The organism is Imperialibacter sp. EC-SDR9, assembly GCF_902498805.1.
GTDB lineage: Bacteria > Bacteroidota > Bacteroidia > Cytophagales > Cyclobacteriaceae > Imperialibacter.
In genome coordinates this window covers 130,643-151,905 of sequence record NZ_LR701589.1, presented here as the reverse complement: position 1 = coordinate 151,905, position 21,263 = coordinate 130,643, and the positions used below count along the sequence as shown (strand labels likewise).

At 46.9% G+C, this 21,263-nt stretch carries 12 protein-coding genes; 5 read left to right on the top strand and 7 right to left on the bottom strand.

Translation table 11 applies throughout. From position 1 onward, the window contains the following. Nucleotides 1-74 precede the first annotated feature (74 nt). Together GC130_RS17005 and GC130_RS17000 are read left to right on the top strand one after the other, a co-directional pair. Complete coding sequence (locus GC130_RS17005; RefSeq protein ID WP_151999539.1) at nucleotides 75-401, top strand: PadR family transcriptional regulator; 327 nt, start codon at nucleotides 75-77, stop codon at nucleotides 399-401. After that, nucleotides 398-3,067, top strand: coding sequence for an ABC transporter permease (locus tag GC130_RS17000; protein ID WP_151999538.1), 2,670 nt, complete (start codon nucleotides 398-400; stop codon nucleotides 3,065-3,067). Before GC130_RS17005 ends, GC130_RS17000 begins: the two co-directional genes overlap by 4 nt. 22 nt (nucleotides 3,068-3,089) lie before the next feature. Here GC130_RS17000 and GC130_RS16995 read toward each other — a convergent pair whose 3' ends face one another. Both GC130_RS16995 and GC130_RS16990 read right to left on the bottom strand, forming a co-directional pair. Beyond that, the gene (locus GC130_RS16995; protein WP_193217888.1) at nucleotides 3,090-3,458 is read right to left on the bottom strand and encodes a two-component system response regulator; all 369 of its coding nucleotides are present in this window, start codon (nucleotides 3,456-3,458) and stop codon (nucleotides 3,090-3,092) included. Further along, a complete protein-coding gene (locus GC130_RS16990; protein ID WP_151999536.1) occupies nucleotides 3,448-7,920 on the bottom strand; it encodes a PAS domain S-box protein in 4,473 nt (1,490 codons plus the stop codon). The genes GC130_RS16995 and GC130_RS16990 overlap by 11 nt, the downstream gene beginning before the upstream one ends. A 346-nt stretch (nucleotides 7,921-8,266) precedes the next feature. Between GC130_RS16990 and GC130_RS16985 the strand changes: the two genes are divergently transcribed. The 3 genes from GC130_RS16985 to GC130_RS16975 all read left to right on the top strand — a co-directional run bounded on the left by GC130_RS16985 (nucleotide 8,267) and on the right by GC130_RS16975 (nucleotide 14,081). After that, complete coding sequence (locus GC130_RS16985) at nucleotides 8,267-10,714, top strand: FtsX-like permease family protein (RefSeq protein ID WP_151999535.1); 2,448 nt, start codon at nucleotides 8,267-8,269, stop codon at nucleotides 10,712-10,714. A 177-nt stretch (nucleotides 10,715-10,891) separates the two neighbouring features. Beyond that, complete coding sequence (locus tag GC130_RS16980; protein ID WP_151999534.1) at nucleotides 10,892-12,748, top strand: sialidase family protein; 1,857 nt, start codon at nucleotides 10,892-10,894, stop codon at nucleotides 12,746-12,748. 277 nt (nucleotides 12,749-13,025) lie between these two features. Next, the gene (locus tag GC130_RS16975; RefSeq protein ID WP_151999533.1) at nucleotides 13,026-14,081 is read left to right on the top strand and encodes a sugar phosphate isomerase/epimerase; all 1,056 of its coding nucleotides are present in this window, start codon (nucleotides 13,026-13,028) and stop codon (nucleotides 14,079-14,081) included. A 90-nt stretch (nucleotides 14,082-14,171) separates the two neighbouring features. Here GC130_RS16975 and GC130_RS16970 read toward each other — a convergent pair whose 3' ends face one another. The 5 genes from GC130_RS16970 to GC130_RS16950 form a co-directional block, all read right to left on the bottom strand. After that, nucleotides 14,172-16,604 carry an ABC transporter permease gene (locus tag GC130_RS16970; RefSeq protein WP_151999532.1) on the bottom strand — a complete coding sequence of 811 codons (2,433 nt, stop codon included), beginning with the start codon at nucleotides 16,602-16,604 and terminating at the stop codon, nucleotides 14,172-14,174. 183 nt (nucleotides 16,605-16,787) lie between these two features. Beyond that, nucleotides 16,788-17,438, bottom strand: coding sequence for an SGNH/GDSL hydrolase family protein (locus GC130_RS16965; RefSeq protein WP_151999531.1), 651 nt, complete (start codon nucleotides 17,436-17,438; stop codon nucleotides 16,788-16,790). 193 nt (nucleotides 17,439-17,631) lie between these two features. Further along, nucleotides 17,632-18,843, bottom strand: a complete 1,212-nt coding sequence (gene argJ, locus GC130_RS16960; RefSeq protein ID WP_151999530.1) for a bifunctional glutamate N-acetyltransferase/amino-acid acetyltransferase ArgJ — start codon at nucleotides 18,841-18,843, stop codon at nucleotides 17,632-17,634. Nucleotides 18,844-18,845: 2 nt separating this feature from the next. Next, nucleotides 18,846-19,880, bottom strand: a complete 1,035-nt coding sequence (gene argC / locus GC130_RS16955; protein ID WP_151999529.1) for an N-acetyl-gamma-glutamyl-phosphate reductase — start codon at nucleotides 19,878-19,880, stop codon at nucleotides 18,846-18,848. Continuing rightward, nucleotides 19,873-21,093 carry an aspartate aminotransferase family protein gene (locus GC130_RS16950; RefSeq protein WP_151999528.1) on the bottom strand — a complete coding sequence of 407 codons (1,221 nt, stop codon included), beginning with the start codon at nucleotides 21,091-21,093 and terminating at the stop codon, nucleotides 19,873-19,875. The genes argC and GC130_RS16950 overlap by 8 nt, the downstream gene beginning before the upstream one ends. Nucleotides 21,094-21,263 lie beyond the last annotated feature (170 nt).

Below are 21,263 nucleotides of genomic sequence, written 5' to 3'. Positions count from 1 at the left end.
AATGTTAATTTGTTGTACAAAAAATTATTAAATAGTTTATTTGTATCTTTGTACAATAAATATCTTGTGCAACTATGAAAAGAGAATCATTAGGCGAACTGGAGGAGCTTGTGCTTTTGACGGTGGGCTCACTAGCAGGGCAGGCCTATGCAGTAACTATCCTTGAGGAGATTGCCGAGCAAGCTGGTAGAAAACCCGATGTTACTGCCATACACTCAGTGCTCCGACGGTTGGAGGCCAAGGGATTTGTCACGTCCTCGATGGGAGGTGCTACTGCCGACAGGGGAGGAAGAAGGAAACGTTTTTTTACGCTGACGGTGGCCGGTCGCAAGGTGATCGATGAAACGATGCTGGTAAGGATGGGCTTGTACAAAAAGTTACTAACGATTCAGGGCTCATGAGTTCCAATCCTCCAAGGTGGGCCGATCGGTTTCTGGAGTGGTATTGCCACCCCGACCTTCTGGAAGACCTGCAGGGTGATCTGTATGAGGTGTATCAAAAGCGCCGGCTTGAGAGCGGAAAGCGAGCCGCTGATTTGACATACGTATGGCTCGTGATTCGATCGCTGAGAATTTCGGCCATAGGAAAATCGAAAAGACTCAAAAACTCAATATTTATGATGACAGCCAACAATTTCAAAATCGCTTTTAGGGTGCTGGCAAGGGACAAAATCAACACAGCTATCAACCTGGTGGGCCTGACAATCGGCATTGCCTGCTTTCTGCTGATGGGGCTCTACGTGAAGCAAGAGATAAGCTTCGATCATTTTCACTCAAAAAAGGATCGGATTTACCGAAGTTGGGTCAAAGAAGACTATGGTGAGGGGAAGATATTTTTTAACAGCGTTACGCCGCTCAGGTTTGAAGATTTGTTTGAGCAAAACTTTCCGGAAGTAGAAGCTGCTGTGCGAATAACTCAAGAGAACCATCTGGTGGGAAGAGGGGAGAACCGTATTGATGAGCAAGTGGCCGTCATCAGCCCTGATTTTTTCAAGGTCTTCGACTTTGAAGTAATAGCGGGGAACAGAGAGGTGCCATTTCAGGAGTTGAGAAGTGTGATCATCTCCGAGTCTTATGCCAGAAAGTATTTTGGCGACGATGATCCGATGGGGAAGGTGCTGAGCCTGCAAATCGCTGAAAACATAGAGGACTTTAAAGTGTCGGCCGTAATAGCCGATATGCCGCATGCCTCCAGCATACGGTTCGATATTGCTGTATCGGCGGAGAACAGCAGAAGGTTTTATGGAGAAGGTGCCATGAATGCCTGGTTCAGCGTGCTTGCTGAAACATATGTGCTGATCAGAGAAAACGCTGAGGTGCAAAACGTAAACGACAAGATGCAGGATGTGGTGATGGGGTATCTGAGCGAGGAAGTAGAAAGAGGGCAGTACAATATTGGTTTGCAGCCGCTCACTGATATTCACCTCAATCCCGATGTGCCGGCTGGCTTTGCTCCGGTGAGCAATCCTCAATATGTGTACATACTTGGTGCTATCGGTTTACTGGTGCTCATTATTGCCTGCATTAACTATGCAACGCTGTCTATTGGGCAATCTTTACGCAGGGCCCGTGAGGTGGGCATGCGAAAAGTGCTGGGTGCCGGACAAAGTACGCTGGTGGTGCAATACCTCAGCGAAAGCCTCTTAGTAGCGCTTATAGCTATGACGATCGGTACTGTGCTCACGGTATTGCTTGTTCCCACGTTCAACACGTTAACTGGAGCCCAAATATTTCTCACCTTCAGGTGGTGGCATTTGTTCGCTTACCTGGGTGTTGGGCTGGCCATAGGCGTCGCTGCGGGAATTTACCCAGCCTTTGTGCTGTCTGGCTTTCGTATCGTGTCTATTTTGAGAGGAGGAAGCCAGGGCGGTGGAAGGCACGTGGCGCAGAAGGGTATGTTGGTGTTTCAATTTCTTGTTACTGTTTTTCTCATCAGTACTACACTGATCATGAAAAAGCAGGTAAGCTTCATGCAAGAGAAAGACCTGGGGTTCAATTATAAGTCTGTTGTTTCCGTTACGCTTCAGCCGGATCCGGCTGCGCAGCGACTCACTCAGGTGATAGCTTCGGGCATGGAAAATGGCAAGCTTCTGAAGGCGGCATTGCAAAAACACCCCGATGTTACCGACATTGGTATGGCTACTCATGTTTTTGGCTCGAATGGATGGACGCAGCTTGCTTATACCGACGACAAGAATGTGTTCAGGCGGTTTGCCTTCCTGAATGTTGACGCTAACTACCTGAAGTCATTTGGGATAAAAGTAAAGGAGGGCAGGGATTTTGAAGAGGGAAACGGCCTTGACGAGCGCCAGTCAATTATCATTAATCAGGCGGCGGCCGATTACTTTGGACTCGAAAACCCGGTCGACGACAAGCTGCCGGGTAAAGAGTTTGGCGAACACCGGATCATTGGAGTGACTGAAAATTTCAACTTCACCTCTCTTCATTCCCAGGTGGAGCCGCTCGTCATAACGGAAAATGCCATGCCCATTTTGCAGGGAATTTCAGACTTCAATGTGGAAGATTCGCCGGTTCCCAAGTTGGTGTTTACTTACACTGGATCGAACCTGGCGGAGGTGCAAAACATCCTTGACAAGGAGTGGGAGGCAATTTTCCCAAATGAGGCTCTGGATTTCAGCTTCGTTGATCAAAAAATACAACAGCAATATGAAAATGAAGCAAGGCTCAACAAGCTGATTACCGTAGCAACAATCCTCTCGATAGTGATTGCAATTTTAGGCCTGCTTGGTCTTATGGTGTTGGTTGTGAACAGCCGCATCAAGGAAATTGGCATTCGGAAGGTGATGGGAGCTACTCCAATTACAATTTTTGCATTGCTTTCCAAAAGCTTTATTTCTCAGCTGCTTGTCGCTATTGTGTTGTCGGTGCCGCTTACCCTTTGGCTGATGAGCAAGTGGCTGGCAAACTTTGCTTATCGCACCGAAATTGGCGTTGGGCTGTTCGTTGTTAGTGGAATGGCCGCACTTTTAGTGGCTGCGTTGGTCATTGTCTATCACACTTTGCGGGCCTCACGCATCAATCCCGTTGAAAGCCTGAGAGTAGAGTAAGACAGGCAGGTGAAAGGATGAGCTAGCAGATTTGAAGGGCTTTTATCTTATCTGGATTCAGGGGCTTCTCAAGATAGCCCCTGACCAGCGGATGGTCGCTGGCTTTCTTTTTGTCATTGGGATCTACCGAAGATGTTGTGATGAAAATGTGGTAGGGATTTGTTTGCTGCAATTGTGTCAGTGCTTCAAGAAACTCCCATCCATTCATTACGGGCATGTTGATGTCAAGAAGTACAACGCCTGGTTGGGTGTCGGAAATAATTTTCAAAGCCTCTTCACCATTGCTCGCTGTAATAATTTCAACATCACCACAAATTTGCCGCAAGTTTGCAGTAGCGATGACCAAAAAGATGTCATCGTCGTCGATAATAAAAATCTTCTTACCTGACATAGAAAATGACTTTGAAGGTTGAGCCAACATTTGGCTTACTCTCGACATTTATTTTCCCGCCCATAGCCTCAATCTGACGCTTCGACATATAAAGCCCAAGTCCCTGCCCCTCGTTGGAGGAATGAAACCTGGCTCCCAGCTTGAAGAGTTTTTCCTGGTAACGGTCGAGATCTATGCCCGTTCCAAAGTCCTGAATGGAAATTACAATATTACTTGCCTCCTGATAAGATTCAATTTTAATAGTTTTTTGATCCTCAGTGGTTCCGTACTTAATGGCATTTGTAAGCAGGTTTTGGAGAATGCTATCGATATAAGCAGGAACACATTTGAAAATTAACTCAGGTGAAATATTCTTTTCGACGATGATGTTTTTATCCCTGATTGTCTGATTGTTCAGGGCCAAAACGTTGTTAACAGCAGTTAATATGTTACAGTCCGACATTGGCATTTTATCCAAATTGTCTTCAAAATGTATGAGCTCATTAATACTTTTGATGGTGGCATCGAGTTTCAAAGTGCTTGTACGCAACATTTTGATGTATTCAATGCTGCCGGGCTGTATCATAAGTAAATCGGTAAGCCCCAGCAGGTTCGATACCGATGAGCGGATATTGTGGGAGGTTATGAACGAGAAGTCTTTCAGCCTTATGTTTTGTTCAGTTGTTTTCTGTAGCAGCTTGTTGATGGATTCTTCGGTTTTTACCCTTTCTGTTATGTCCAGCACTGTTCCCGTTATCACAGGCTTTCCTTCCAGTTCGATATGGGTACCATGGATCTCAATCCATATTTTGGTTTTGTCCTTTTTTATACCCCTGGCACTGTAGTGTACATATTTGACTTCGCCAGAAAACCGCTGCCCTATGTAATCCTGGGCCCGGTCATTGTCTTCTTCGTCTACAACGTCGGTAGGGCGCAGGTTGGCGAGCACCTCATCAACTGTATAGCCAAACATAGAGGCAAACTGGTCGTTGACATATATAAACCGCTCTTTATCAAAAATGTAAATGCCAGTAAGTGACTGCTCCACCAATGCCCGGAATTTTAGCTCGCTTGAAAGAAGGCCGAGGGATGCTTTTTTTCGTTCGGTGATGTCCTGAAACATGGCAACAATGTGGTTTTTTCTATGTTGATAGAGGGATATTGAGAACCACTTGTCAAGCTTCTCCGCAAACCGTTCAATCGTCTCTGGGGTTCCGCTGCCCATCACCCGCACAAAAGCCTGAAGGGTAGCTGAGTTGGCTACGGTCAGATCAGGGAATAGCTGAGAAGCAGTTTTACCGACTGGATTTTGCAGATGAGTCATGGCTTCAAAAGCCGGATTAGACTGAATGATAGCAAAATCGATAACCTCATCAGCGTCATTCAGAATGCTTTCGCAGTGTAGGAAGCCTTCCGACATATTTTCAAAAAGAGATCTGTATTGCTCTTCACTCTGTTTCAGTGCTTCAGCGGCTTTATTCCTTTCGGTGATGTCAATTGCGACGCCCATGATGCACTCTTCGCCCCTATAGATAATCTTTTTGCCAGTTATGTGATAGGCGATTTTAGTCTTGTCTTTCAGAACAAAGTTGCTGTCCATCCGATCTTCACCGTTGTTTAGCACGTTGAAAATTCTTTGGATAATGATCGGTCGGTCTTCTTCACTAAAAAACTGAAGAGGATTCATCTCACTAATTTCTTTTGCTGAATAACCACTGATTCTCTCACAATCCTTGTTCCACTTCAAAAATTTGCCCTGCTTGGTGAATAAATAAAAGACCCCCGGAAGGCTGTTGATGATTTGGTCGGAGAGATTTTTCTCCAGCAATATTTCTTCTTCAGCGTTTTTGATTTGCGTGATGTCCTGGAAGGATCCTCTTAACTTAATTTTTCCATCGGCTGATTTTATGGGCTGCCCAATGGTACGAATCCATTTATGATTCCCTCTGGCAGTGACAATTTCGAGTTCGAGGTCGTAGGGCTTGCCTTTTTCGAGTGCGTCCTGAACTGCTTTGTTGATAATTTTCCGTGACTTACTTGTATAAAAATCTACGCCAAATTTGTACCGCCCGTCTTCGTTCACGGGCACCTCGTGTATCTCGGCCAACTCCTTTGTCCATATTTCAACATCGGTTTCCGGATGCAATTCCCATCCTCCCACTTTAGCAATTCTTCCTACTTCATTGAGAAAGTGTCCACTTTCCTTAAGCGCCTGTTCAACTTTCTTTTGCTCAGAAATATCAAGCCCATACACATTTACGTAGTCGTCGGCAGGCCCTGGAGTGGAAGTAAAAGAGTAAGTAGTATCCCGAATGGTAAGTTCTTTGCGAAGAATCTTTTTTGCTTCAAAAGTTTGACTGATAAGTTGCCAAAGTGCTACAGGTAAGGTTCTTTTTTCGTCGCCCGACCTGGCGGTAAAAAGGGGCTCGCTGGCTTTGTTGAAATAAGTAAGTGATTTGTTTTTGGCAACTCGCAAGACAGGGTTGGGGTTTTCCGAAGGAAAAGTAGAAAGCCTAAGAATTTCGTTTTCGTATTTCTTTCTTTCGGTGATGTCCTGTACAGTTCCCTCAATCCCGATTATGGATTCATTTTCGTCAAGTAACGGTATCGTCCTTCCCACCAGGTTTCGTACCTCATCGTTGCGCAGAAATCTAAATTCGATTTTGGCGGGCTCCCGTGAAAAATTGAGCTGTTTGCGATAGTCAATGAAGGCTGCCTGATCGTCGGGATGAATTTTATCTGCTAATGCTTGTTCTGAGGGGATCTTTGTAACACCACAAATGCTGTACAATACCTCTGACCAAAAAACTGTACCCTCTCTCCAGTTCCATTCAAAATAGCCCAAGTTGGCTATTTTTTGTGCCGTTTTTAACTGGCCGTTAAGCTTGGTGAGAAGCTTCGAAGATTCAACTCTTTCCGTCACGTCAGAAAAGTTGTTAACAATACCTTCAATGTCCGGGTAGTCGAGGTAGTTAGCCATGTTGGCTTCCATCCAGTGCCAAATTCCCAGTTTGTCTCTGACTCGATACGGTGAAACAGTTATAACTTTTCTGGGGTGTTGAAGTGATGCCGAGAAAGCAGACGTGAGTATGTGGACATCGGCAGGATGAATAAGTGCTGTTTGTTCTAGTTTTGTCAGTTCTTCAACCGAATATCCCAGCATTTTTACTACTGAAGGTGATTGGTACTTGACCTCTCCATTTCCCGAAAGAATGGTCAAACCGTCTTTCCCATTTTCAACAACGGACTTAAAACGCTTTTCCGATGCCTTTAATTTTTCTTCGGCCAGCCGCCGTTCGGTGATGTCCTGAGCCGTGCCGAAAACAGAGGCCGGCTTGCCACGGTCATATACGATGTTTCCTTCAGCGTGAATCCAGATAACCTCTCCATCCTTACGAATCAGCCGGTATTCCTTGGGGGTGAGTTTTTCTGCGCCTGATGCCAGGCAATCGGCCAGCCACTGACTGACCCGTGGCAGGTCATCAGGATGGTGAATATTGTCATTGATGTAATCGTAGAAAAATTCATCTGTTTCTTCATATCCGATAATCGTGGTCAGCCCTTTTGAAAAGACAAACTTATTCGAAGCAAGATCCCAGGTGAAGTCCCCCATCCGGGCTACTCTTTGGGCTTCTTTCAGGCGCTCTTTATTGACCCTTAGTGTTTCTTCAATTTTCTTTTCCTTAGTTACTTCCTGGACCAGCGACATGACTGAAATTACCTCCCCTTTGTTGTCCCTGGTTACCGAGTTGTACCAAACACAATGGATGATTTTTCCACTCTTGGTGTAATTTCTGTTGAGGGAGATGTTTCCGTCCACCTTGCCGGTCATCAACTCTTCAGCTGTGATACCTACCCTTTCTAAGTCTTCGGCATAAATAAGATTAAATGCCGACAGCTTGTTGCCAAGGACTTCGGTCATCGTCCACCCAAAAATTTCCTCACACTTTTTTGACCACAGCGAAATGGTTAAATCAGGCGTGTACTCCACCATGCCCAGAGGCAAATTGTTGAGGTGAGCGGCAAGGCGTTCCGGGAAATAGTCTTTCTGAAGGGCAGTCTCTGGATTTGAAGTTTTTTTTATGTTGATGCCAAGGATTCTTATGGGATTGCCGCTTTCATTTTTAATTATGTGGGCGTATAAATCGCTTCGCTGCCGTACCCCGCCAGGGGTCGTGTAAGCGCAATTCGTTTTGAAGGCGTCTTTTTTTTCGTTAAGTGCCACTCGAATACATTCTTGAACGGCATTGACTTCCGCTTCCGAAAAAAGGTCAGTAAGCCGAATCTCGGCTCCCTGTTTTCCAAAGTCGGTCAACCCAAAGGTCTCACCTAACTTTTTATTAGCCCATATGCGCTGCGTTTCCGTGTCCCAGTACCAAAAGCCATCCGATCCCTCTTCTTGCATGAGTTCGAACAGCTTTTCGTCCGACCTGATCAGTTGAAAGGCTTCTTTTTTTAAGTAGTCATCGAGCTTTTCAGCCATAGTTTTTGAAAACAAAAAAACAACAGGGTAATCTGGATTTACTTGATTATGAGAACAGATATAACAAAAGCGAAATGATGGAGATAGAAAAAAAGATAGCTGATCTTTGAATTCGCCAATTAAGACAAATTTCTCTTAGAAAAGTTTAGATTTATGCTAATTAAATTTATGAATAATTACTCTTCATGAAAATATATTGTTAGCGAAAAAGTGTACACTTTTATAAATAAGGTGTCCATATACGGTCAGTAAATTTGTTGATATTAATGTAAGTGTTTGAAAACCAGATTCATACTGAATTGGCACAATTATTTGCTCCCCATATGGGAAGCTAATCTCTACTACTATGCTACGAAACTACTTTCTTACGGCCTTACGCAATTTTTTCAGGAACAAGACCTATACGGTACTGAGCCTTACGGGGCTGACCCTCGGTGCTTCCTGTGTCATTGCCATTTACTCCTTTCTTACCCTACAGCTGAGCTATGATAAGCACCAGAGCCACCTGGAGCAGGTATATAGAGTGGTGAGCCATTGGAAAAGTGGTGATGATGATGTGAAGTTTGCTACTGTGCCGCACCCATTGTCAGGTGCGTTAAAAAGTGAAATCCCAGGCATTGAAGCTGCCACCAATCTGTATTCGCTTTCAGCTCAGGTCAACATACCCCAGGAGGGAGGATCGTTGAAGAAACTTAAAGAAGAAAATATTGGCTTTGCTTATGAGGATGTGTTTGACATCCTGAACTTCGAGTGGGTGGCAGGCTCCTCTGCCAATGCTTTGTCGGATATTAACTCCGTCATTATTTCAGCTTCAACTGCCCGAAAGTTCTTTGACATCAACAATCAGTACGACAGGGCACTGGGCCGGATTATTAACCTTGGCAACAAGCATGATTTGGTGGTGAAAGCTGTTTATAAGGATTTCCCGAAATCGACCGACTTCCCCTTTAACATGTTAGCTTACTATGAGGCCCAGGAAGGGGTGAATGCCTATTTTGGTAGAGGAACAGACTGGAACAGGCTCAATGGTAATACACAGGCTCTGGTCAAGCTGAATAACCAAAGCGAATCAAGTGGTGTGGAGTCGGGCATAAAGGGTGTCGTAGAAAAGAACAATACGCTGGATGGCTATAGTGTCTTCCTTCAACCATTAAGCCAGGTTCATACCACGGACTACGGCACCTACAGCGGGATGTCTCTTGATGCAGCCACCATCAAGATTATCGTCGCTCTGGCTGTATTGCTTATAGTGATTTCCAGCATCAATTTCATCAATATTTCTACGGCCAGGGCTGTCAAAAGAGCCAAAGAAGTGGGCATCAGAAAAGTGCTTGGCGGACACCGCCCGGCGCTCATTTTTCAGTTCCTGTTGGAATCTTTCATTATTGTGGCACTGGCTCATGGTATTAGCTTTCTTATAGCCGACGTCATGCTTGGAGCGGCTGGTGATCTTATTGATTACCCGATGACTATTAAGGATGTTCCGTTGACTAACTGGATCATCTTCTGTGCCATTTCGATCACAGCGGTCTCCTTATTGTCTGGTTTGTACCCTGCATTTGTGCTTTCAGGCTTTTCACCGCTTACAGCTATTAAGACGAAAATCTCCAACATTGACAGGCAAAGTAAGTTCCCGCTTCGCAAAGTGCTTGTAGGCTCTCAGTTTGCGGTTTCCATCGGGCTTATCATGGGTACTATCATAGTGATTTTCCAGCTCGACTATTTCCGGAGCCAGGACATGGGGTTCAGGAAAGATGGTGTAATAACCATCGAGTTTCCCGAGCCGGATTTAAAGCGATCAGAAGTGCTGAAGACTGAGCTCCTGAAGCACCCGGAAATTGCGCAGGCAAGCCTGAACCTGGGAGGTCCGCTTGCAAGCACCAACAACACCGGCCAGTATTTCAGCCCTGAAAAAGGGGAGGAAGAGGTATTTACTGTAAACGTGAAGGAGGTAGATGAAAAATACCTGAATCTGTTCGATATTAAATTGGTGGCTGGAAGGAATGTAAACTCGACTGATGCTTATCAAAGATCGCCGGAGGGTGAATCGATTATCAATCAAAGAGTTGTTGTTACTGAAACACTTATTCGGAAAATGGGGATTTTTAACCCACAGGAGGCACTTGGAAAGCTATTTCAGGCAACCTGGGGAGGTAAATTCCAGATAGTGGGAGTGGTGGAGGAGTTTAACGCCAATTCGCTTCGGCAAGAGGCTGTGCCAGTGATGTTGAACTACGGGCCCAATGGTTTTTATGAGCTGTCTATTGCACTTGCTTCTACCGATCCAGAAGCGGGGCAAGCAGCTGTGGCAATTATCAGTGAAGAATGGGAGAAGGTGTTTCCTGAGTTGCTTGTTGAGTACAATTTTCTTGACCAGAAGGTAGCCAATCAGTACCGAATGGAAGACGTTATGGGCAAAGTGATGAGGTTTTTTGCCTTGATGGCCATGGTGATTTGCGCCATAGGGCTGTATGGTCTTACAGATTATATGGCAAATGCCAAGCGCAAGGAAATAGGCATTCGTAAGGTAGTAGGGGCTTCCGTAGGTCAGATTCTGAATATTTTCACCAAAGAGATTCTTGTTATCTTGTCTGTTGCCTTTGTAGTATCGGCAACGGGCACCTTCCTGGGCATGCAGAAGTGGCTCGAAAGCTATGCCTATCACATTACCATTGGCTGGGAAATTGTGGCTATTTCCCTCGGGGTCACCTTGCTTGTCACTGTGGTTACTATGGGCTACCGTTCCTACACTGCCGCCCGACTCAATATGGTGGATGTGCTCAAAGATGAATAATTATTGGATTTGAAATAATAAACAAAAAAGAGGGCTATAAGCCCTCTTTTTTGTTTTATTGGGTTTAATACCTACAGACTGGGACAGGGATACCACCTTCCCACCCCTCTAAAATACCCTCCGGCACGGATGTCTCACAGGCTTCACCAAGTCTAACTTTGGCATCAAAAAAAAGACATGAAGAACCTTAGTTTGATGCTGCTCACATTATTGGTATTAGCGGGCTGTGGAAAAGACGACGACCCGGAAGGAGATCTTGCATCATCCATCGGCGCTTTCAACCTTGCCGTGGCTCAGTTCGGTCAGTTTCCTATACAATCCATTGCTGTAAGCCCCAACCAGCAATATATGGCTGTTAAGGTGGCTTCAGTGACCAACACAGCAGTAAGCTTTTATTACAGTGAAGATGCCGGTGCCACCTGGAATGAGTTCACAAGCACTGCCAATAATTTCACACGGAGCGTTCCTTATCAGGTAAGCAATGATGGCCAGGTGCTGCTTAAATACGACAAAAATTTCTATCTGTTCGACGGCACTTCATTAGGCACGGTGCAGCACCCTGAAGGTGGGTATTACGATTCAGCTTATCTGGATGAGGCAGGCAATCTCTACTATTTCATTGGCTGCAACTGTAGTGTTTCCAGCCTTAACAAGCTTTCAGTGAAGAAGAAAGGTGCGTCAGCGTTTGAGGCAGTGGAAATTCCCGCCAATAGCGCTTATTTTGATGTGGCAGCCGGAGGTGGCATCTATTTTATTAACTCTCAGTCCGGCGATATGTCGAAGTATCATCCCACCACCAATCAATGGACAGTGATCCAGGGAATAGCTCAGGGCTTGCCTAATAAAAAGCAAGCCGCAGGAGCGGATGGCAATTTTTACTTTACTAATTCAACCGGAGTCACTAAAGTAACTCCCGGCGGATCGATAACACAAATGGCCTTTAAGGGAGAAATGACCAACTACCAGAATCCACTGGAGTTGAGAGTGTCAACGTCGGGAAGAGTGTTTGTTTTGCTGGCTGCACCAAATGGCATCTACGAATACACTGGTGGAGCATGGGAGTCGGTGGGCAAAGCCGGATACCACAACAACATTAGCGGAGGCATTTTTTCTATAGCAATGGCCGGTGAAGCTATCTATTATGCAGGTGCAGCAGAGGGAGGGCTGGCTTACGGCCTGGTTGAGCATGACCTGGATGCCGAAGAGAAAAAGGTGGTTGGTCAGGCACTAGTCAGTCAGGAGGCCACCTTGTATGATGCGATTGAAGCATCGAACGGGAAAACTTTTGTGATCCTCAATGGGGGGCTTTATGAAATGCTGGCCGACCAACTAATTGTTCCTGTTGACTTGGGGCAATCCACCACCCTTTCCACGCTTTATGAGGACCTGGAGGGAAACCTTTACGCATTCGGTAACAACGTGTACCGAAGCAGCGACGGCGGCACCACCTGGAAGGAAGCTTCTATTGGCTTCCCAAGTTATAGTGGCCACTCCGTGCAGCAACTCAGTGACGGAAGCCTTATCGCCATTGCTGGGTATAATTACGACTACTACCTGGGCGGAACTGGCTTCAGCGTGCCGAAGTTCAGCGCATATGTGAGCAAGTCTACTGACGGAATTAGTTGGTCAGCTTCTTCCATCCTTTTTGAAGGAGGATCACAATATGTTACTTGTATCGACAAGGAGGGTATCCTGTTCGGTGTGAGGGTGGATGTAAACGGCAACTATCAGCAGTTCAATCAGGGCATCAGAAGCGACGATGGCGGGCAAACATGGAACGATATAGAAGGAAAAGTTCCTGATCTCGTTGGCAATAACGGGTCGCTGTTCAGTGTGAAAGGTGTTGGCGCTGTCGAAGGCCTTACAGGTCAAAGATTTATCTACAAGTGGAATGGAGAAGAATGGCTGGAGCTTCCCAGCGAAATTGAACAGTCAGGTCAATTGTATACCATCAAAAGGGTTCACCAATTGAAAGACAAGCGCCTTTACTTTTCTACTTCTGCGGAGGCTTTTAAATCATTGAAAACGTATTAAACCTTTCCTTTTTCGTGGAAACAGTGGGAGCCGACCTTGTAAGTCGGCTTTTCTTGTCGATTGTGGATTCATTGTCGTCAGATAAATTTCGCCGACCATCGTGTAAAAACGACGTATTGTCTATAATACCCCCAAAAGCTTGCTGATTGGTCTTTACACTGTTAAATTTCATGTATCTTAGTTCTTCCCGGATGTTTGCTGACTACTAGTTTGAGCAAATCTGGAATAACTAATTCTTTTGACCTTTTACGTCTTCTCATTTTAACTACCTACTTCGATGAAAAACAATGAGCAACACCTGGCCTCACGCCGGAATTTCATAGGTAAATCAGCGGCAGCAGCGGCTGGTATTTTAGTAGCTCCGTCTCTTTTGCGAGCTACCGGCTTTCCCAACATTATCAGGAGCTACGGTAAGCCCGATTCCATGATCAACGGCGTGCAGTTGGGTGTCATCACCTACTCCTTCCGCAGCCTGCCTGATCAAAGTGCTGAGGCTACCCTGAAATACATCGTGGATTGTGGTATCAGCGCCGTGGAGCTGATGGGCGATCCGGCTGAAAGTTTTGCAGGCAAGCCTGAGAGCACTATTGACCGCAGGGCAATGTTTGGCCTGTATGGTAAGCAAAGAAGAGGGGAGGAGCTCACCGACGACGAGAAGAAGCAAATGGCTGATATGCAGGCGCAGTCGACTGCCTACAACAAGGAAGTGGCCGCCTGGAGAGCAACGGCCTCCATGGATAAGTTTGCACAGGTAAAGAAAATGTACAACGACGCCGGTGTGCAGATTTACGCCTTTAAACCCAATGCCTTTGGCAAAGACAATACCGATGCAGAAGTGATATACGGCCTTAAGGCAGCGAAAGCGCTTGGAGCCAGCCACGTTACCCTGGAGCACCCGAGCGACGATGAGCAGACACTCAGGTTGGGTACCCTGGCGGCTAAGCACAAGGTGTCAATTGGCTACCATGGGCACGAGCAGCAAACACCTACTTTGTGGGACACCGCTTTGAAGCAGTCGAAGTACAATGGATTGAATCTTGACTTAGGACATTTTGTAGCCGCAGGAAATACTGATCCACTAGGCATGGTGAAAGCAAAGGCTGATCGGATCCTTAGCATGCACATGAAGGATCGCCAGAACCCTGAGCATGGGAAAAAGAACCTGGTGTGGGGAACCGGCGATACACCACTGACAGAAGTGCTTCAACTCATGAGTGAGCAGAAATACAAATTCCCTGGCACAATAGAGCTTGAATACGAGATTCCTGAAGGTTCTGATGCCGTAAAAGAGGTACAAAAATGCGTTGAATATTGCAGAAAGGCACTGGCCTAAATTCATTTGCTAGACGAATTGTTAGCCCTTGTTGTCTGAAAAAACAACAAGGGCTTTTTTTACTTTCCTACTTCTCACTTTCCCAATTTGCTATTCATATCTAATTGCCTTAGAAGGGTTCATCTGTGCTTTCCTGTAGGTAACAAGACAAGTTGTGAGCACTATGAAAAAGGAGAAGACTATGCCAATGGCAGGGAAGAGCCAGATGGTAAGCGAAGTCTGGTAAGGATACTGCTCCAGCCATTTGCTCAACGCCAGCCACGCCAGCGGAAGTGCCAGTATGTTTGCGGCAATCAGCAATTGAACAAAATCTTTTGAGAGCAGCACAAGGATGCCCGACGCTGACGAACCCAGCACCTTGCGGATGCCGATTTCTCTTGTTCTCTGATTGGCGATGTAGGTGGAAAGGCCAACTACGCCAATAAGGGCGATGCAAATGGCCAGTATGGAGAAAGTAGAAAACACCCTGCTAATACGTTCTTCATTCTGGTAAAGCGCATTGAATTCCTGATCGAGGAAGCTGTATTGAATGGGGCTGCCCTGCATCCATTTGCTCCAGGTGGCCTCTATGCTTTGCACGGTTGCCTTTGTGGATGCCCCAGAGCCGATTCGAACGGATACCAGATTAGGACTGAGTGTAGCCAACTGCTGGGGAGATATGCCAAAGACGACCAGCGGCCCGACCTTCTCGTGTAGCGAAGCAAAATGAAAGTCGTCTACCACGCCAATGATGCGCTGGAGGGTGCCGGCGGTTGGTAATATTTTTTGCTCCAGCGGATTGTCCCACCCCACCATGTCTACTGTGGCCTGGTTCACAAGAACGGCTGCCGTGTCGGAGGCCATTTCCTTCGAAAAGAAGCGGCCTTCCCTTACTTTGATGCCATATGTGTCAGCAAAATCATAGTCGGCGTAGATAGCAGTAAAAAGATACCTTTCTGTGGCGGATACTCCCTGGGCATGAAAGCTGCCACCGCTCATTTGTCGGCCGGGTACATGAAAAGAGGCTGACGCTTTTTCCACACCGTTGACCTGCTGTAATTCGTCCATAAAAGCCCTGAGGCTGCCACCCAGCTGGTTGCTGCGTTCAATGACGAGCACCTGATCTTTGTCAAAGCCCAGCTTTTTATCCATCATGAAGTTCATTTGGCGGTAAATGAACAGCGTGGCTGCCATCAAAAAAATAGACACCATGAACTGCGCTACCACCAGAATGTTCCTGAACCCCCATTTTTTATGGCTTAGCTTCAGTTCTCCCTTGAAAATTTTGAGTGTGGGAAAGGACGAGATGAAAAAAGCAGGATAAAGCCCCGACAGTGTGCCCAACAGCACGGTGAAGACCAACAGCAGTCCTGCAACATTTGGCAGGCTAAAATCCGTTAGAGCAATTTGCTTTTCTGCCAGCTGATTGAAATAGGGAAGGAGCCAGATAAATAGCAAACAAGAAATGACGACAGCTATGAGTGTGATGACAATGGACTCAGTAATAAACTGGATGATAAGCTGAAGTTTGCTAGAACCCACCACCTTTCTGACGGCTACTTCTTTGCCCCGCTTGACAGAGTTGGCGGTTGACAGATTCACAAAATTGAAGCATGCCGTACACAGGATGAGCACTGAAACGACCATAAAAAGGTAGACATAGTTTTTATCACCGTTAGGCTTGATTTCATTCTGGAAGTTGCTTTCGAGGTGGATGCTTTGAATAGGCTGGAAGACATAGTTGTGCCGGTTGCCTGCTGCTTCATACTCGTCGAAAGTGATGTTGAGGAGGGACTCCACCTGCGGTCCCATATACTGTTTGACAACCGACGGGATTTTTGCTTTCACCTGCTCCGGGGTCACGCCGGGTTTCAGCAGGAAGTAGTTGAGGCATTGGTAAGACCCCCAAAAGGTGCCATCGTGGGCGCCGGGGAAGGAACGTAGTGAGAAGAGCAGGTCAAACTCAAGGTGACTTCTGTGTGGCACATCCTCAGCGATGCCGGTTACCCGGTAAAGGGTGGAGTCACCCACCTTGATCATTTTACCAACGGCCACCTGATCTCCAAAGTATTTTTTGCTGGTGCTTTCCGTTAGCACCACACTATTGGGGTCTTTCAGGGCATTGCGGGGATCCCCTTCTTTTAGCTGAACGCCGAACAGCCTGAAGAAAGTGGAGTCGGCAGCGAGCCTGTTGGTTTCGTAAAATTCAATATCGCCTATTCGTACCCTCGGCGGACTGGAGAAGGGTGTGAAAAGACGGCAATAGCTATCTATCTCGGGGATGTCTTGTAGCAGGGTCGGCCCTGCCGGGAAAGGCGTAGTGGCGAATGACACATCACGGCCCGGAAAGCTGCGGTGAAGGGCCAGGCGGTAGAACCTGTCGTCGTTGGGGTGGAAGCGGTCGTAGTGGAGCTCGTCCCACACGAAGGCAAGGATAAGCAACGAACAGGTAATACCTATCGCAAAGCCAGACAGGTTGATGGTGGAATGCAGCTTGTTCTTCAGCAAGCTTCTGATTCCGATAAGGAGAGCACTTTTAAACATGGTTGAGTTTTGGAACCTTTATTAAAGATGCAAAATCCTCAAATATTCAGAAATGGGATAGTAAAAAATGGACAGGGAAGGAAGTGAAGGGTAAGAAGTAAACAGTAGTTGGTAAGCAGCAGGCTTTGGGAGACCAAAAGCGCTCCCGCACCCCTTTCTTACGCTTGATGAAGATAGTTGGCCCTACAAATATTTTTTGATAACCTTCTCCCAAATGTCGTAGCCTTTCGACGTCATGTGGAGGTTATCTTCTCTGAAGATATCATCCATTACCTCGCCGCTTGGTTGCAGCATGGGTGTCCACACATCTATGTAATCGACATTGGCTTCGGTTTTGGTCCAGGCCTCCAATTGTTTGTTGAAGTCGACATACTTGTCTTTAAGATTCCAGCGGGAAACGCTGGGTTTGGCGGAGATGAAGTATACCTTCACCTTTTTGGGTAGTTTTTCTCTTATCTGGGTGAGTATAGTTTTGGCGTCTGCCAGGATTTGGTCGGGTGTCTTTCCTGAGGCAATGTCGTTGTCGCCCTCGTAGATAAAGATTTTTGACGGCGAGTATTTGAAAATTAAGTCATCAGTATAGTAAAGCAGATCTGACATAGACGAGCCACCGAAGCCCCGATTGACTACATTCTTTTTCGGGAACCTTTCTGCCATATCATCCCAAATTCTGATGGATGAGCTGCCTGTAAATAACGCAAGCTTCTTGTTATTGACAGCCGCCGCTTCCTGAGCGTACTTATCAATTTCTCCCTGAAAACGCTGGGGGTTTTGAGCAAGTAGGGCGAAGCCACCGAGGAAAAGTGCACTGATGAGTAAAAGTCTTTTGTACATGTAGGTATCTTTTTGGAATGAGCTTCAAGATAATTAAACCCAAACAAAACCATTACCTGATTTCTTTTCAACGGTTGGGAAAAGGAATTGAGTATGTGAGGCGTCGAGGATAACGTCTGACGGGCCCAGCGCAACCGGCCTGCTTGCCGTACCGACGCCTGCTTTGGTCTCCGGTCTTCCTTCCTCTTCTTCCTTAAGTAGTATACACTGAGTTAAATAGTACGTAATCCGTTGTCAAATCAGTACCCCAGCCGGTGGCTTCTGCCTTGCCTTCGTTCAAATCGAGGTTGATATAGATATGGGACTCCCGAAGCACTCGCTTCATATAGTTGCGGTCGTAGTCGAGCGGCCTGCCTTTTTCAAGTACTTGTATCATCTCTTTGTCGTCACCCAGATACAGGTCGGCTTTTTCGAAGTTGAAAGGCACATCGGCGTTGCCTGCAGCACATACAATGCGACCCCAGTTGGGGTCACGACCAAACATGGCGGTTTTTACCAGCGTGGAGCTGGACACAGCCCGGCATATTTTTCTGGCGGTTACCTCATCGGTGGCGTTTTTTACAGTATACTCTAGAAACTTCGAAGAACCTTCACCATCAGACACAATCAATGTGCAAAGGTGCTTCATCATCTCTTCCAGCTTTTCTTTAAACACGTCGTAGCCTTTGCTTTTCTCCGATGTCAGCATGTCATTTTCAGCCTTGCCGTTGGCCATTACTACCACCATGTCGTTCGTGGAAGTGTCGCCATCTACAGTGATCATATTAAAGGTGCGGTCAACCACCTCTTTCAGGGTTTTCTGCAACAGCTTCGGTTCTATGGCTACGTCGGTGGCAATAAATGCAAGCATGGTGGCCATATTGGGATGGATCATCCCCGATCCCTTGGCAATGCCCCCCATGTTAATTTCATGGCCATCGAGTTCAAACTCCAGAAAGCCTTCTTTAGGGAAGGTGTCTGTAGTGAGTATGGCGTTGGCAGCGAATGAGCCTGCATTGGATTTGCTACTTAACTTAGGTGCCGACTCGATGATGCCTTTTACCACGTCTTCGGTAGGGAATGGCTCGCCAATAATACCCGTCGAGGCTATAATGATCGTTTTTTGATCGATATCTAGTGCCTCGGCGGCAGTTTTCAGCATGGCCTGAGCGCCATCCGCACCCTGCTGGCCTGTACAGGCATTGGCGTTGCCTGCATTGATGACAATGGCCTGAACTACGCCCCCTTTGATGTTTTCTCTTGATAGTTTAACAGGCTCGGCAACCACCTTGTTTTGGGTGAAGACAGCTGCACCGCTGGCTGGCACTTCAGAGTAGATCATTGCGAGGTCTCTTCTAAGTGATTTCACGCCGGAGTGAGCACCCCAGCATTTTATGCCTCGTACGTTGGTGATGTTCTTGATCATGATTATGGATTGACAGGGATGTGGTTTAGACCTAAAGTTTCTTCGAAGCCCAGCATGATGTTCATATTCTGAACAGCCTGCCCGGCGGCACCTTTTACCAGGTTGTCGATGGTGCTTACTATGATAATATTGCCCGTTCTTTCGTCGAAGTCAACAAATATATTGCAATAGTTGCTGGCCCGCACGTCTTTGATCGCAGGTGGTGTGTCGCAGATTCTTACGAAGGGCTTGTCTCTGTAAAAGTCCTGATAAAGTGCTTTCAACTTAGCGCCCGTTGTTGGGCCTGTAGGTCTTGCATAAGTCGTTGAAAGGATGCCACGATCTACCGGCAGCAGGTGAGGGGTGAACTGGAGCGTTACTCCAGTCGCTAGCCCGTCCAGCACACCTTGGATCTCAATGGTGTGGCGATGGTTCTTTAAACCATAAGCTTTAAAGTTATCATTCACATTTGAGAAGTGTGTGGTGGCGCTTGCTTTAATTCCGGCGCCGGTAATGCCTGACTTGGCATCGATGATGATACCTTTTGGCTCTATGAGCTTATTCTGAAGCAGTGGGGCCAGGGGCAAAATAGCACTGGTGGGGTAGCAGCCAGGATTAGCTACCAACTCAGCACCTTTGATTTTGTCGTAGAAAAGCTCTGGCAGACCATACACCGCTGTGTCGAAGCCTTTGACGAAAGTGTGTGGCTTTTTGTACCATTCCTCGTAAGTCTTCGGAGAGTCGAGACGGAAGTCACCTGAAAAGTCAACGATTTTGAAGCCTTTGCCTGCAAACTGCTTCACGTACTCCATGGAGACGCCGTGCGGCAGTGCGAGGAAAACCAGGTCAAGGTCGAGCTCGCTTACCTTGTCGGCTTTGTGCAAGGGTTGGTCAACGATCCCTTTGAAAAACGGGTGGACGTCTGAAAATTTCTCACCCGCCCGACTTTCGGACGTAATGACGGAAATTTCTACTTCCGGGTGGCTGACCAGGATGCGCACAAGCTCAGAGCCTGTATAACCAGTGGCGCCAACAACGCCTATCTTTTTCTTAGGCATGGGCCTTTATGTTTATTAGTGATTCCTTTAATACAGCAATGGCCTGCTCCATCTCGTCATAACCGATGGTAAGCGCTGGCACAAAACGAAGCACGTTGCCTGCCGTAGCGTTTGCAACCACACCATTTTTGAGCATTTCCACCACAAGAGGTTTAGTTTCAAAATCAAACTCGGCGCCCAGCATAAGCCCCTTTCCCCTGACTTCCTTGAGGGAAGGTTCGTTCATGTCCATCAGGGCCTTTTTGAGCCAGACACCTTTTTCTTTGGCCGCAGTCAGTAAGTTCTCTTCTTCAATCACTTCCAGCACAGCCAGCGACGTAGCGCAAACAAGCGGATTGCCTCCGAAAGTAGTGCCATGGTCGCCGGGCTTCATCACCGAGGCCATTTTCTCGCTGCACAGGATGGCACCGATGGGGATGCCCCCGCCCAGGCCTTTGGCGAGGGTCATGATGTCGGGCTGCACACCGAAATGATCCTTGGCGAACCACTTGCCCGTGCGGCCGATTCCAGATTGAATTTCGTCAAAAATCAACACAATTTCTTCTTCGTCGCACAATTGACGGAGCGCCTTGAGGAATTCAAGGTCAGCTACATTGATACCGCCTTCCCCCTGAATCGGCTCTACGATGATGGCGGATATTTGGTGGGTGCCGCCTTTCGGATTATTGTCCTGCAAAGCTTTCTTCAGTGCGTCTATGTCGTTGAAGGGCACCTGCATAAAGCCCTGTGGGATGGGTTCGAAGCCATCTTGCATCGTTTTTTTACCAGTGGCTATCGTGGCCAGCGTTCTGCCATGAAAGCAATTTTTCATAGAGATGACGGTACCACCTTTTCCTTTGCTATGGCCATACTTTCGGGCAATTTTTATGGCACCTTCGGCCGACTCAGCTCCACTGTTGCTGAAAAACACCCTATCCATACCAGAGATTTCGCTGAGCTTCTTAGCAAGCAGCGCCTGGGGCTCGCTGAGGAAAAAATTAGAGATGTGCATCAGCTTGCCTGCCTGCTCCCGTAGCGCTTTTACCACCGTGGGGTGACAATGGCCTACATTGCAAACAGCGATACCAGCCAGCATATCCACATACTCTTTGCCATCGGTATCCCAGAGCTTGGCGCCTTTTCCCCGCTCGAAAGTAATGGGAAACCTGCCGAAGGTGGGGAGGTAGTGTTGTTTGTCAATGTCGTGAAGCTGCTGATTGTTGTATATACTCATGGGTAATAAATAGCTGCGACATGCCCTCCGGCATGTCAGATAATGTTAATAAAGTGAGTTGGTTAATGCTTATAAAAACAAGGAATCACCTCTTTGGCCTCGGGTAATAAAACAAAGGCGAGGGGCACGGAAAAAAAGCGGCACTTGGGGTATTCTGATAATTCATTGTT

Excerpts from the sequence above, each read along its gene's own strand:
- GC130_RS17005 (WP_151999539.1), top strand. The coding sequence starts at position 75 with ATGAAAAGAGAATCATTAGGCGAACTGGAGGAGCTTGTGCTTTTGACG.
- GC130_RS17000 (WP_151999538.1), top strand. The coding sequence starts at position 398 with ATGAGTTCCAATCCTCCAAGGTGGGCCGATCGGTTTCTGGAGTGGTAT.
- GC130_RS16995 (WP_193217888.1), bottom strand. The coding sequence starts at position 3,458 with ATGTCAGGTAAGAAGATTTTTATTATCGACGACGATGACATCTTTTTG.
- GC130_RS16990 (WP_151999536.1), bottom strand. The coding sequence starts at position 7,920 with ATGGCTGAAAAGCTCGATGACTACTTAAAAAAAGAAGCCTTTCAACTG.
- GC130_RS16985 (WP_151999535.1), top strand. The coding sequence starts at position 8,267 with ATGCTACGAAACTACTTTCTTACGGCCTTACGCAATTTTTTCAGGAAC.
- GC130_RS16980 (WP_151999534.1), top strand. The coding sequence starts at position 10,892 with ATGAAGAACCTTAGTTTGATGCTGCTCACATTATTGGTATTAGCGGGC.
- GC130_RS16975 (WP_151999533.1), top strand. The coding sequence starts at position 13,026 with ATGAAAAACAATGAGCAACACCTGGCCTCACGCCGGAATTTCATAGGT.
- GC130_RS16970 (WP_151999532.1), bottom strand. The coding sequence starts at position 16,604 with ATGTTTAAAAGTGCTCTCCTTATCGGAATCAGAAGCTTGCTGAAGAAC.
- GC130_RS16965 (WP_151999531.1), bottom strand. The coding sequence starts at position 17,438 with ATGTACAAAAGACTTTTACTCATCAGTGCACTTTTCCTCGGTGGCTTC.
- argJ (WP_151999530.1), bottom strand. The coding sequence starts at position 18,843 with ATGATCAAGAACATCACCAACGTACGAGGCATAAAATGCTGGGGTGCT.
- argC (WP_151999529.1), bottom strand. The coding sequence starts at position 19,880 with ATGCCTAAGAAAAAGATAGGCGTTGTTGGCGCCACTGGTTATACAGGC.
- GC130_RS16950 (WP_151999528.1), bottom strand. The coding sequence starts at position 21,093 with ATGAGTATATACAACAATCAGCAGCTTCACGACATTGACAAACAACAC.